Annotated in this window: 13 protein-coding genes and 2 tRNA genes; 3 read left to right on the plus strand and 12 right to left on the minus strand. The window is 67.0% G+C overall.

The window, feature by feature from the left end; all coding sequences use genetic code 11:
• Nucleotides 1-133: 133 nt before the first annotated feature.
• Nucleotides 134-796 (minus strand): sugar transferase, encoded by a 663-nt coding sequence (locus ACIQ1T_RS07050; RefSeq protein ID WP_395943828.1) that lies wholly within the window; start codon nucleotides 794-796, stop codon nucleotides 134-136.
• A gap of 129 nt (nucleotides 797-925) precedes the next feature.
• On the opposite strand from ACIQ1T_RS07050, the gene ACIQ1T_RS07055 reads away from it, so the two are divergent.
• Nucleotides 926-1,105, plus strand: coding sequence for a hypothetical protein (locus ACIQ1T_RS07055; protein WP_395943829.1), 180 nt, complete (start codon nucleotides 926-928; stop codon nucleotides 1,103-1,105).
• Here the strand turns inward: ACIQ1T_RS07055 and ACIQ1T_RS07060 are convergent, their stop codons facing one another.
• Together ACIQ1T_RS07060 and ACIQ1T_RS07065 are read right to left on the minus strand one after the other, a co-directional pair.
• Nucleotides 1,106-1,618, minus strand: coding sequence for a hypothetical protein (locus tag ACIQ1T_RS07060; protein ID WP_395943830.1), 513 nt, complete (start codon nucleotides 1,616-1,618; stop codon nucleotides 1,106-1,108).
• On the minus strand, nucleotides 1,618-2,589 hold the full coding sequence (locus tag ACIQ1T_RS07065) for a M28 family peptidase (protein WP_395943831.1): 972 nt from the start codon (nucleotides 2,587-2,589) through the stop codon (nucleotides 1,618-1,620). Before ACIQ1T_RS07065 ends, ACIQ1T_RS07060 begins: the two co-directional genes overlap by 1 nt.
• A 144-nt stretch (nucleotides 2,590-2,733) precedes the next feature.
• Between ACIQ1T_RS07065 and ligA the strand changes: the two genes are divergently transcribed.
• Nucleotides 2,734-5,064 carry an NAD-dependent DNA ligase LigA gene (gene ligA / locus ACIQ1T_RS07070; protein ID WP_395943832.1) on the plus strand — a complete coding sequence of 777 codons (2,331 nt, stop codon included), beginning with the start codon at nucleotides 2,734-2,736 and terminating at the stop codon, nucleotides 5,062-5,064.
• Nucleotides 5,065-5,200: 136 nt separating this feature from the next.
• Here the strand turns inward: ligA and ACIQ1T_RS07075 are convergent, their stop codons facing one another.
• Entirely contained in the window at nucleotides 5,201-6,718 is a 1,518-nt protein-coding gene (locus tag ACIQ1T_RS07075) for an aldehyde dehydrogenase family protein (protein ID WP_395943833.1), read from the minus strand.
• A 135-nt stretch (nucleotides 6,719-6,853) separates the two neighbouring features.
• Nucleotides 6,854-7,828, minus strand: coding sequence for a GAF domain-containing protein (locus tag ACIQ1T_RS07080; RefSeq protein WP_395943834.1), 975 nt, complete (start codon nucleotides 7,826-7,828; stop codon nucleotides 6,854-6,856).
• A gap of 205 nt (nucleotides 7,829-8,033) precedes the next feature.
• On the opposite strand from ACIQ1T_RS07080, the gene ACIQ1T_RS07085 reads away from it, so the two are divergent.
• Nucleotides 8,034-8,456 carry a DUF2147 domain-containing protein gene (locus ACIQ1T_RS07085; protein WP_395943835.1) on the plus strand — a complete coding sequence of 141 codons (423 nt, stop codon included), beginning with the start codon at nucleotides 8,034-8,036 and terminating at the stop codon, nucleotides 8,454-8,456.
• 82 nt (nucleotides 8,457-8,538) lie between these two features.
• Here the strand turns inward: ACIQ1T_RS07085 and ACIQ1T_RS07090 are convergent, their stop codons facing one another.
• From ACIQ1T_RS07090 to ACIQ1T_RS07120, 7 genes are all read right to left on the minus strand, one after another.
• The gene (locus tag ACIQ1T_RS07090; RefSeq protein ID WP_395943836.1) at nucleotides 8,539-9,525 is read right to left on the minus strand and encodes an aldo/keto reductase; all 987 of its coding nucleotides are present in this window, start codon (nucleotides 9,523-9,525) and stop codon (nucleotides 8,539-8,541) included.
• Nucleotides 9,526-9,624: 99 nt separating this feature from the next.
• Nucleotides 9,625-9,701, minus strand: a tRNA-His gene (locus ACIQ1T_RS07095).
• Between the two features lie 126 nt (nucleotides 9,702-9,827).
• Complete coding sequence (locus ACIQ1T_RS07100; protein ID WP_395943837.1) at nucleotides 9,828-10,541, minus strand: energy transducer TonB; 714 nt, start codon at nucleotides 10,539-10,541, stop codon at nucleotides 9,828-9,830.
• A gap of 14 nt (nucleotides 10,542-10,555) precedes the next feature.
• Nucleotides 10,556-10,990, minus strand: coding sequence for a biopolymer transporter ExbD (locus ACIQ1T_RS07105; RefSeq protein ID WP_395943838.1), 435 nt, complete (start codon nucleotides 10,988-10,990; stop codon nucleotides 10,556-10,558).
• 5 nt (nucleotides 10,991-10,995) lie between these two features.
• Entirely contained in the window at nucleotides 10,996-11,880 is an 885-nt protein-coding gene (locus tag ACIQ1T_RS07110; protein ID WP_395943839.1) for a MotA/TolQ/ExbB proton channel family protein, read from the minus strand.
• A gap of 548 nt (nucleotides 11,881-12,428) precedes the next feature.
• A tRNA-Phe gene (locus ACIQ1T_RS07115) sits at nucleotides 12,429-12,504 on the minus strand.
• Between the two features lie 63 nt (nucleotides 12,505-12,567).
• A complete protein-coding gene (locus ACIQ1T_RS07120; RefSeq protein WP_395943840.1) occupies nucleotides 12,568-12,732 on the minus strand; it encodes a DNA gyrase inhibitor YacG in 165 nt (54 codons plus the stop codon).
• Between the last annotated feature and the right edge of the window lie 2 nt (nucleotides 12,733-12,734).

Here is a 12,734-nt window from a genome sequence, read left to right on the forward strand (position 1 = left end):
CGGCTGCAGTCATTAGGGATGTGGCGTGACGTCGCTTGCGCCTTCCGGTGAAGGTTCAACGGAGCTTTTGCGGAAGATTGGAATCTCTTTTACGAAAAGCGATCTGTTTGCCGATCAAACGTCACACTTACCGTCAGTAGACGCCTTCCCGTCTCAGGATCGCGGGAACCGTACGGGCGATGAGGACCAGATAGGTCTGCGGCGTCAGATTGCGGACCAGCCAGACGTCCATGGCGACCCGCCGGGGATAGGCGACGTCGTTGCGGCCCGACACCTGCCACAGGCCGGTCAGGCCCGGACGCACGGTGCAATAGGCTGCGAACCGGCGGCCATACAGTATCGCCTCGTCCGGCACGATCGGACGCGGCCCGACCAGGGACATGTCGCCTTTCAGCACATTGAGCAGCTGCGGCAGCTCGTCGAGACTGGAAAGCCGGAGGACTCGTCCGACGGGCGTCACACGCGGATCCTGGCGAAGCTTGCGCCGCGCGGCCCAGTCCGGGTCGGTCGGATCGGGCGTCCGGGTCTCGGCGTCGACGACCATCGACCGGAATTTGAAACAGTCGAACTGTGCGCCGGAGCGTCCGATCCGCTTCTGGCGGAACAGCGCCGGCCCGCCGTCCTGCATCCGGACCACGAGGGCGATCAGGAGGAGTGTCGGCAGAAAGAAGACCAGAGACGCGAGCGAAATCACCACATCCATGGCGCGGATCAGCCCCGCGCCCGTGGGTCTGTCCACCGCCTGGACAGGCCGTCCTCCCTTCATGCGGCGCAGCGCGGCTTCCACCGTCGTCATGTCCCGCCCTCCCCCGTCCGGACTATTTCTCAAGGTTGCATTATTATCAACCCTAGGAACGTTTACCGCGCGACCAACCTAGATAGGCTCTTCCTTGACCTCAACCATACAACTACCATAGGTTGCATTGTGCAGCCCGATGATGATCTGAAATCCCGCCCCCGGCCCCAGTTGCGACTGGTCGAGCCGTCAACGCCCGAACCCCGCTGGTCCGGACGCAGATCGATCGTGGTCATGATCGGCCTTGGGGTCCTGCTTTGGGCCCTGGTCGCAGCCGCTGGATGGCTGCTGGCGCGCGCCTTCGCCTGATCAGTCGCCGTTCCACCAGCCCAGGCTGAACGACAGCCGCTGCTCGCCCACCGTCGCCGCGCCGACCACGACGGGCGTGCGGTCGCCCAGATTGCGGCGCGCCGTGGCCAGGGCGCCCTGGTCGATGCGGGCGTCGAGCGTGACGTTCGTCCCATCGGGCATGGCCCCCACCATATGCAGGGTCTGGTCGGTCAGATCATAGGCGCGCGGCAGGACCTGGACCTTCCCGCTCGGTCCCGACAGGGTCAGGATCAGGGGCGAGGCGTCACGACGCCCGGCCGCCCAGGCGTCGAACGCCGAGACCTGGCCGATGAACAGGCCGTCGACCCGCCAGGCCCCGGACGGATCCCCCGTCGGGCGGTAGTCGCCCGAGATGTCGCCGCCCAGCCGATGTCGGAACCGCGCCTCGGCTGCGGGTGCAGCAGGCGACTCCGGAGACGACGTCGCCTCAGGTCGCTCGCAGCCGGCCAGGGCGGCCAGGCAGACCATGGCCGGGACGAGAAGCCGACGCATCAGCGGTCCAGAGACCGGTCCAGGGCGTGGAATCCGGCGATGGCCAGTTCGGTCGCCCCCTGGAACGCGGTCGGGGTGATCCGCTCGAAGTCGTCACTGGGGCGGTGATAGTCGGGGTGATAGTCGACGCCCATATAGATGAAGGGCAGGCCCATGGCGTGGAAGACGCCGTGGTCGGAGGAGTCGACCCAGTTGTCCTCGCCCTTGTCCTCGGGCGTGTCCTTGCCGAAGGCGAAGGAGATTGCGCCCGAGGCAGGCACCGTCTCCAGGATCGGGCGCAGGTTCGGATGCTGATAGGTGCCGGTGACCCACAGATGGCCGTCGGTCTCGGCGCGCGAGGTCATGTCGAAGTTGAGATTCAGGGCGATGGAGCTCAGGGGCACGGGCGGCGCCTTGACGAACTCCCGCGCGCCCAGCAGCCCCCGTTCCTCGCCGTCGAAGGCGACGAACAGCACGCTGTGCTCCGGCGCCTGGACCTTCAGCCGCCTGGCCAGTTCCAGCAAGGTCGCCACGCCCGAGGCGTTGTCGTCGGCGCCGTTGTAGATCTGCCCCTCGCGCGAACCGACATGATCATAATGGGCGGTGACGACAATATAGCGGTCGCCGACACGCGTGCCGGGGATCAGGCCCAGCACATTCGCGCCGCGGAAGGAAACGGGACCGTCCGGCGATCGCCCGGTCATCTCGAACGGCTGCAGCCTGCCGAACGAGGCGGGCGCCACGCCCAGGGCCTCGAGCCGCGACACCACATAGGCCCGCGCCTTCTCGCCGCCCGGCGTGCCCGTGCCGCGCCCCTCCATGTCGTCGGCCGACAGGATGCGGACGTCGTCCAGCAGTTGGGCGTAGTCGACCGAGGGCGGCGTCGCGCCCGTGTCGGCCTCGACATCCGGGGCCGTCGTCGGCGTGGCGCAGGCCGCCAGGGCCAGGGCGGCGCAGCCGCTGAGGGCGAGGGATCGGAGGGTGGTCGGCATGGAAGACTCCTGCAGGCGATCCCGCAACCTAGCGTGCCGTTTGGTTAGCGTCAGCCCGTATCCGGACGATTGGCCGCAGCATCCCGAACCGCCCCCCGCCTCGCCGACGACAGGTCATGGCGACAGGTGATAATGAGGGGCGACATGTCCAGCGCGATTCCCCCCTTCCCGCCCCTCGAAGACCTGAACGCCGAGACGGCGGCCGAGGCCCTGGCCTGGCTGGCCGCCGAGATGGCCCGGCACGACGCCCTCTACAACGAGGCGGCGCCCGAAATCTCCGACGCCGACTACGACGCCCTGCGCGCCCGCAACCTGGCGATCGAGACCGCCTTCCCCGACCTGATCCGCGCCGACTCCCCGTCGAACAAGGTCGGCGCCGCCGCCTCCAGCCAGTTCGCCGAGGTCCGTCACGGCGTGCCTATGCTGTCGCTGGACAACGCCTTCGACGAAGGCGAGGTGCGCGACTTCGTGGCCCGGATCGCCCGTTTTCTGAAACTGCCGGCCGACGAGCCCATCGCCTTCGTCGCCGAACCCAAGATCGACGGCCTGTCCGCCAACCTCCTCTATGTCGACGGCAGGCTCAGCGTCGGCGCCACGCGCGGCGACGGCCGCACCGGCGAGGACGTCACCGCCAATCTCAAGACCATCCCCGCCGTGCGTCAGACCCTGGACGGCGACGGCTGGCCCGACCGGATCGAGGTCCGGGGCGAGGTCTACGCCCCCAACGACGCCTTCGCCGCCTTCAACGCCGCCGCCGAGGCCGAGGGCCGCCGCACCTACGCCAATCCCCGCAACTTCGCCGCCGGGTCGCTGCGCCAGAAGAATGCGGCGATCACGGCCAAACGCCCCCTGACCTTCTTCGCCTACGCCTGGGGCGAACACTCCAGCGACTTCGCCGAGACCCAGTGGGAGGCGCTGGAAAAGCTCAAGGCCTGGGGCTTCCCGGTCAACGACCGCTCGCGCCGGGTCGAGGGCGCCGAGGGGCTGATCGCCGTCTATCGCGAACTGGAACGGGACCGCGCGGCGCTGGGCTATGATATCGACGGCGTGGTCTACAAGGTCGACCGCATCGACTGGCAGCGCCGCCTGGGCTTCGTCGCCCGCAGCCCGCGCTGGGCCGTCGCCCACAAATTCCCGGCGCAGCAGGCGACCACGGTGCTGGAGGGGATCGACATCCAGGTCGGCCGCACCGGCTCCCTGACCCCGGTGGCCCGCCTGCATCCGGTCACGGTCGGCGGGGTCGTGGTCCGCAACGCCACCCTGCACAACGAGGACGAGATCGAACGCCTCGACGTGCGGATCGGCGACACGGTGCGGCTGCAGCGCGCCGGCGACGTCATCCCCCAGATCCTGGGCGTCCTGCCCGAGCTGCGTCCCGCCGAGGCCGTCCCCTATGCCTTCCCCGACCACTGTCCCGTCTGCGGCTCCGAGGCCGTGCGCGAGGGGGACGAGGTCAAGCGCCGCTGCACCGGGGGCCTGATCTGCGACGCCCAGATCGTCGAACGGCTGAAGCATTTCGTCGGCCGCCGCGCCTTCGACATCGAAGGCCTGGGCGAGAAACAGCTGGTCGCCTTCAACGCCCGCGGCTGGATCAGGGAGCCCGCCGACATCTTCCGCCTGGCCCGCGACACGGCGCGACTGGCCGAACTGGAGCGCGAGGACGGCTACGGCGAGACCAGCATCCGCAATCTGGTCGCCGGCATCGACGCCCGGCGCGTCATATCGCTGGACCGGTTCCTGTTCGGCCTAGGCATCCGCGACATCGGCGAACAGACCTCCATCGTCCTGGCCCGCGCCTTCGAGAGCTGGGCCGCGCTGAAGGCCGCCTGTCTCCAGGCCGCCTCGGGCATACCCACCAGCGCCTGGGTCGCCCTGGCCGGCGCTCATGCCATTTCCCAGCGTGTCCTGAGCCTGATGGCCGAGGCGGCGCCGCCCGCCGCCGATCCCTGGCCCGACGCGACCCTCGACATGAAGATCAGCCAGGCCTTTCCCGGCATGGCCGCGCCCGCCCGCCGGTCATTGGCCACAATGACCGACGACTGGTCCGGCCTGGTCGAACTGGCCCGCATCGCGCGCGAGGAAGGCCCGTCCGAGATGCTGAACCAAATCGCCGGGGTCACCGGCGTCGGCCCGGTCGCGGCCGAGGCCCTGGCCCATTTCTTCCACGAGCCGCACAATCTGCAGGTCGTCGAGGCGCTGGAGGCCGAACTGACGGAGATCGTCGACGCCGAACGCCCCAAGTCCGACACCCCGGTCGCCGGCAAGACTGTGGTCTTCACCGGCGCGCTGGAGCGTTTCACCCGCGACGAGGCCAAGGCCCGCGCCGAAAGCCTGGGCGCCAAGGTCTCGGGCTCGGTGTCGAAGAAGACCGACTATCTGGTCGCCGGCCCCGGCGCGGGATCGAAGCTGAAAGACGCCGAGAAGCACGGGGTCCAGGTGCTGACCGAGGACGAGTGGCTGACGCTGATCGGCTGATCGCGCTGTAGACAGGCGAGCGAACCGGAAGCAGGAGACCGGCCCGCCCGCCTTGGGGGGAGGTACGCGCTGGAAAAGGTCGATCAGCGCGTCATCAGAGGATGGCCGGTCGGGAACCGGCCGTCCTTGATCCAGGTCAGAAGAAGCCCAGCTTGTCCGGGCTGTAGCTGACCAGCAGATTCTTGGTCTGCTGATAGTGGTCCAGCATCATCCGGTGGTTCTCGCGCCCGATGCCCGACTTCTTGTAGCCGCCGAAGGCCGCATGGGCCGGATACTGGTGATAGCAGTTGGTCCAGACCCGCCCGGCCTGGATGGCCCGGCCGGCGCGATAGGCGGTGTTCATGTCGCGCGACCACACTCCGGCGCCCAGGCCGTATTCGGTGTCGTTAGCGATGGCGATCGCCTCCTCCAGGGTCTTGAAGGTGGTCACGGCCAGGACAGGGCCGAAGATCTCCTCCTGGAAGATCCGCATAGTGTTGTCGCCCTTGAACACGGTCGGCTCGATATAGAAGCCGCCGGACAGGTCGTCCTTCAGCACCGCCTGTTCGCCGCCGGTCAGGACCTCGGCGCCCTCGTCCTTGCCGATCTGCAGATAGCCCAGAATCTTCTTCAGCTGCTGGTCCGAGGCCTGGGCGCCGACCTGGGTGTTCGGGTCCAGCGGGTCGCCCTGTTTGATCGACTTCACCCGCGCGATCGCCTTCTCGATGAAGGCCTCATAGATGTCCTCGTGCACCAGGGCCCGGCTGGGGCAGGTGCAGACCTCGCCTTGGTTCAGGGCGAACATGGCGAAGCCTTCCAGCGCCTTGTCCAGGAAGGCGTCGTCGGCGTCCATCACGTCCTTGAAGAAGATGTTGGGCGACTTGCCGCCCAGCTCAAGGGTCACCGGAATGATGTTCCGGGTCGCGTATTCCATGATCTTCTGACCGACGGCGGTCGAGCCGGTGAAGGCGATCTTGGCGATGCGCGGATTGGTCGCCAGCGGCTCGCCGACCTCGATCCCCGTGCCCGAGACTATGTTCAGCACCCCGGCGGGCAGCAGGTCCTGGATCAGTTCGATCACCACCAGGATCGAGGCCGGGGTCTGTTCCGCCGGTTTCAGCACGATGCAGTTGCCCGCCGCCAGAGCCGGGGCGATCTTCCAGGCGGCCATCAGGATCGGGAAGTTCCACGGAATGATCTGGCCGACCACGCCCAGCGGCTCGTGGAAGTGATAGGCGACCGTGTCATTGTCCAGTTCGGAGATGCCGCCTTCCTGGGCCCGGATGCAGCCGGCGAAATAGCGGAAATGGTCGATGGCCAGGGGAATATCGGCGGCCAGGGTTTCACGCACCGGCTTGCCGTTGTCCCAGGTCTCGGCCTCGGCCACGGCCTGCAGATTGGCCTCCAGCACGTCGGCGATCCGATTCAGGATCAGGGCGCGGGCTGCCACGCTGGTCTTGCCCCAGGCGTCCCTGGCGGCGTGGGCGGCGTCCAGCGCCAGCTCGACGTCGGCCGCGTCCGAGCGCGCCACCTCGCACAGGACGCGGCCGTTCACCGGGGAGGTGTTCTCGAAATAGCGGCCGTTGACCGGCGGGACCCACTGTCCGCCGATGAAGTTGTCATAGCGCGGCTTGAACTTGGGGGTCGCGGCGCGGACGAATTCGGGCTTGGTCATTATACGCTCCTATCGGTTCCTCGGGCGTCGATTGTCGACGTCGTTGGGACCGGAAGCTCGGCCCGGATCGGCCGATGCGCCAGACGGGCGTCTCATGCTGCAGCGCAAACCTGTCGCAGGACTGCGACAGGTCGGTCAGTTCGGTTCGTTCGCCAGGCCCAGACGATGCAGCTTGCGATGCAGGGTCGCGCGGCTGACGCCCAGGGCGCGCGCGGCGGCCGAGACGTTTCCGCCGTTCAGGGCCAGGGCCCGGCGCACGGCCCCGCGTTCGGCCTCCAGCAGGTCCGCCTCGACCGCACCGGCGCCCAGCACCTCGGACGCCGCCAACTGGCCTGCGATACGCTCGTCGGTGATGGCTAAAGCCAGGCGCGCCGCCCGCGTGGCGCCGATCACCAGATCGTCCCGGTCGACCGCCAGCAGGGCCGCCGTGTTGCGCTCGACCGGATCCCCGGCCAGGACGATCCGCGCCTGGCTGAAGGCCTGGCGGAAAGTCTGGGCCTCGATAGCGCGGGCGGCGTCGGCCACCGCCGCCGCAATCAGGCCCAGCACGCCCTCGGTCGCGTCGGCCCGGCAGGACGAGACGTCCAGCAGGCCCGCCAGCCGTCCCATCGGGTCGTGGATCGGATGGCTGGTGCAACTCAGGGCCGTGTTGCGGGTGTGGAAATGCTGGTCGCGGTGGATGGTCAGGGGGCGGTGTTCGGCCAGGGCCGTGCCGATGCCGTTGGTGCCCTCGACCGCCTCGGACCAGACGGCGCCAGGCCACAGGCCCCAACGGTGGAAGGTCTCGTCGTCCGCCGCCGCCCCGCGACGCTCGACCGGCACCCCGTCGGCATTGGTCAGCAGGACGCAGCAGCCTGTGTCCCCGACCGCCAGGAACAGCCGGTCCAGCACCGCCTGGGCCGCGCGCGTCATCGGCTCCATCGCCTGACGCGCCTCCCGCAGCTGCTGTTCGGTCAGGGTGTCGGGTCGGCCCCCATCCTCGGGATCCAGCCCGTACAGGGACATCGACCGACGCCACGACGCCGCCAGCGCCGATCGCGCCGCGCCCGCTCCGTCGTCAAGCGCCTGTTTGATCAGGCTTCCGTGGCCGTTTCCCGTTCGCTCGCCCATGGTGTCTCCCAGGCGTTTGTCTGAATGGATCAGACGCCCGGCGAAACCGCCCGTCAATGCGACCTTTGTCACCTCGCGGAAAAGCTTACCTAAGGTCCAGTTTTCATTGACGATAAGTTGTGCATTCAGCCTTGTTTTGAACCGAAACCCGGATCACCCTGTCGCTTAACGGGCCGCCAGACCGGCTCGAACATAGGGAACGACCATGAAGACCAAGATCATGCTGGCCGCAGCCACCCTGGCGGCCGCCCTCGCCTCCCCGGCCCTGGCCGGCGACCCGACGGGCCTGTGGCAGACCCCCACCAATGGCGGCCAGGTGCGCATCGCCCGCTGCGGCCAGGCCCTGTGCGGGACTCTGGTGACCTCGAACCATATCCGGGCTGACGCCAACGCCCGCGATGAGCACAATCGCGACGCCGCACAGCGGAACCGCACCCTGCGCAACCTGCCCATGCTGACCGGTTTCACGGGCGGCCCGACGGAATGGGGCAACGGCTCGGTCTACAACCCCGCCGACGGCCGCACCTATCGCGGCACCATCACCATGACCAACGACAACAGCCTGCGTCTGCGCGGCTGCGTCGTCGCTCCCCTGTGCAAGACCCAGACCTGGACCCGCATCCAGTAGGCCTCGGTTCCAGACGGAAAAAAGGCCCGGCCGGAGAGATCCGACCGGGCCTTTTTCATACTTGCGCGGCGATCCGCGAGTCTCAGCGGTTCAGGGCCGACCGCGCCGCCTCTGCGTAGCGATGACCGACCGCCGCCCCCTTGGGGAAGACCGCCTCGATCCGCGCCAGATCCTCGGGCGTCAGCACCAAATCCACAGCCGCAGCGTTCTGCTCCAGGGTCGCGACACGGCGGGTGCCGGGGATGGGAACCAGATCCTCCCCCTGAGCCAAGACCCAGGCCAGGGCCAGTTGGGCGGCCGTAACCCCCTTGTCGGCGGCGATGGTCTTCACCGCCTCGACCAGGTCCAGGTTCTTCTGGAAATTCTCGCCCATGAAGCGGGGGTTCGTGCGACGGAAGTCGTCGGCGTCCAGATCGTCGATGGACGTGATGTCGCCCGACAGGAAGCCTCGGCCCAATGGGCTGTAGGGCACAAAGCCAACCCCCAGTTCGCGCACGACCGAGAACAACTCGTCCTCCGGATCACGCGTCCACAGCGAATATTCCGTCTGCAGCGCGGTGATCGGATGGGTCGCATGGGCCTTGCGCAGGGTCTCCGGCGCGGCCTCGGACAGACCCAGGAAGCGCACCTTCCCCTCCTTGACCAGTTCGGCCATGGCCCCGACCGTTTCCTCGATCGGCGTATCCGGGTCGACGCGGTGCAGATAATAGAGGTCGACGTGATCGACCCCGAGCCGCTTCAGGCTGCCCTCGATCGCGCGGCGCACATTGGCCGGGCTGCCGTCGACCATCAGCCTGGAACGGTCGGCGTTGTAGTTGATGCCGAACTTGGTGGCGATGAAGGCCTCATTGCGCCGGTCCTTGAGCGCCTTGCCGACCAGGGCCTCGTTGGTGTGGGGGCCATACATCTCGGCGGTGTCGAACAGGGTGACGCCCAGGTCGAGCGCGCGGTGGATGACGGAGATCGATCGGGATTCATCCGAACCGCCATAGAAGGCGCTCATACCCATGCAGCCCAGGCCTATGGCCGAAACTGCGGGACCGCTCGGGCCCAGCTTGCGCGTCTTCATTGGGCGCTCTCCTGTCAATGTGGGGGATCGACCAAGCCGGCCGACGATCAGGAGATGGTCGCTGCGGCGGCGGGCTTCAAGCCCGGCCGCGCTTTGCGATGGTACCGCCTCTCAGGCTTGAACTGAGGACCTCCGGTTCCACAAACCGGCGCTCTAACCAACTGAGCTAAGGCGGCCCGCGCATCGCGAGGCGCGTTCTCTACCGGGCCTGCGGCAGGGGATCAAGCGGTCGTTACGCTCCGGACAAAGAAAAACGCCCCGGTCGAAACCGGGGCGTTCTGTCTCGTCGGAATGCGCTTCGCCTACTGGAGACGGAAGCGAACCGTGAAGCGGGCCTGGCCGCCTTGGGCCACACCATCGACCGTACCCGGAGAGAACCGCGCCGACCGCATGGAGCGGAGAGCAGCCTGACCAAAGCCTGCGCCGGCTGGCGTTTCCGATACCACGCTGCAGTTCGTCGGCGTGCCGTTGGCAGCCACGGTGCAGAGCAGGGTCACCGTACCGCTTTCGACACCGCGTTCCTGAGCGCGCTCAGGGAACTCGGGCTGCGGCTGACGCGACCACGAAACGCTCGTGATCGTCGCCGGACGGGCCGGAGCCGGAGGAGCCGGAGGCGGCGGCGGTCCGGGGACCACCACGGGCGGACCCGTGTACTCGACCCGGTCTTCCTTCTTCGTCGGCGTGATGTTCACCGGCGGAGGAGGCACGACGTTCGGGATCGGCGCGGGCACGCGCACCTGAAGCTTCGGCGGCGGAGGCGTGTCCGTCGGTGGAGGCGGCGGGGGCGGAGGCGGCGGAGGCGGCGGAACCGGCTCGACCAACTCGACCTCGACGGACTCGTCGACGTAGTTGAACTCCTTCAGCTTGAACTTCGACTGTTGCAAGAAGAAGATCAGCAGAGCGAACAGGATGGTGACGACCAGCAGGCACACGATCAGCACGGGGTACGAAACCCCCATGAAGCCCTTGGCCTTGGGTACGTCGTAACGACTGCGATGATATTCGACGTCTGTCATACTATCTCCGCGCTCTAGCTCGTCGCCTGGTCTTCGCCGACCAGTGCAACGCTGTAGAAGCCGTTATCCTGCAAGGCGTTCATGACCTGCATGAAGTCGCCGTAGCGGGTGTTTTGGTCGCCCCGAATGAAGATCCGCTCATCGGCCGGGTTCCGGGAACCGATCTGCTCCAGCAGATCGGCGCCCAGGGAGCCGACGTCGGTCTGGAAGTCGCCCACAAAGACGTCGCCGTCGTTCTGGATCGAGATATAGACCGGCTTGGGCGGGTTCGGAGCCGCCTTGGCGACGGCGATTGGCAACTCGACCGGCACCGACACGGACGCGAGCGGAGCCGCAACCATGAAGATGATGAGCAGGACCAGCATGATGTCAACGAAAGGCGTGACGTTGATGTCGCTGTTGGCCTCGACCTGGTTGCCGCCGCCGCCCGATTTAATCTTGGCGGCCATCCGTCTTACGCCCCCTTGTCGAGCTGACGCGAGATGCCGTTCAGCAGCTCAGCGGCGAAGCCGTCGGCGCGGGTGCCGTAACCGGCGATGCGGGTGTTGAAGTAGTTGTAGAACACAACGGCCGGGATAGCGGCGAACAGGCCGATACCGGTGGCCAGCAGGGCTTCAGCGATACCCGGAGCAACGACGGCCAGGTTGGTCGTGTTGGATTCCGCGATGCCGATGAAGGAGTTCATGATGCCGTAAACCGTACCGAACAGACCGACGAACGGACCGATCGAGCCGACCGAGGCAAGGAACTGCTGGCCGCCCGACAGGCGCTTGGCCAGACCGGATTGAACGGCCGAGACGGCGGCGGTGGCGCGGCCCAGGGCCGAGTCCAGGTGATCGCCGGTGACCGACAGACCGGCCTGACGCGACATTTCGATTTCTTCGGTCGCCGCGGCGGCCATGTCGGCCAGAGGGTTGCCGTCGAACTCTTCCTGCGTCGCGATGGCGCGCATGTCGGCGATGGTGCGGGCGCCGCGGAAGTTCTCGAGGAAGGTGTCGGTCTTGCGGTTCAGCGAGCCGAACTCGAAGATCTTAATGAGCAGCAGGGTCCAGGACAGGACCGAAGCGAGCAGCAGGCCGGCCATGACGACCTTAACGACCACGGTCGCTTCCATGAACATGGAGATCGGGGTGATGCCGCCACCGTGACCGCCGCCGGCGGCTTCACCGACGGTTTCGGGGTTCGCCGCGTCAGCGGCCGGGGCCATCGCCGTCGGAGCGGCGGGCGCGGCGGCCGGGGTCGGCTCGGCCGGGGCCTGGGCCAGGACCGGCGAGCTCGCCATCAGCACGGCGGCGCCGGCCATGGCGAGAAGGATGTTCGTCTTTTTGCTGTTCAGCATAATTCGCCAGTTCCTGCTTGGTCTGACTCGTGGAACCAAAGGTGCGGCCGTGTCAAAGAGCCGCCCCCCAACCTGAAATGTTTCCTTCAACGCCCCATGTCCCATCGGGATCACCGGGACCGCTGAATTCTTCGATGGAGACGCGTCCGGTCGCCCGTACCGCCTCCGATGTTCGAACCGCCGGAGAACACGCCTCCTAGAATCCGTCTGACGCCTTTTTGGGAGAGCGTCTCAACCCCTTTGGCGAACCCTTACCGGAGCGTCAAGGGATTACCGCCCGATTTCATCCCAGGCGCGAAGTTGGAGCAAGTCTTGCTCCTTTCTACCGCGCGGCCGCCCAAATGCGACACTTTCATGATGTTTTCCCGCCGTTTAGCGCAAGCTTGTTCGAAAACCGCATTCCTGTGCAGTTTTTTACTCCGCTGAGAGTGTTTCGCAGATCATCCACCCCCGACGGATTGCAGGCGATACGACAAAACATCGCGCTTCGCAGGAAGGACGACTTGATCGATTAGGATTTGGGAGTGGTCGCACGCAATCACGAAAGATGGTGCCTGGAGGCGGGTTCGAACCACCGACACGCGGATTTTCAATCCGCTGCTCTACCAGCTGAGCTATCCAGGCGCCGACGCGGCGTCGCGAGAGGCGGGTCTATAGGCGAGGCTTTTCCGCCTGTCCAGCGTCGTTTCAGTCGTTTTCGCCATCATCTTCCGCGCCCTCGTCCAAGGCGGCCGGAATGGCGTAGGCGCCGGTGAACCAGCGTTGAAGATCGACCTCGGAACAGCGGCGCGAGCAGAAGGGCTTGTATTTGGGATCGGGTTCGGACTTGCGGCAGATGGGGCAGGACGCCATGG

Source organism: Brevundimonas sp. (assembly GCF_044336875.1).
Lineage (GTDB): Bacteria > Pseudomonadota > Alphaproteobacteria > Caulobacterales > Caulobacteraceae > Brevundimonas.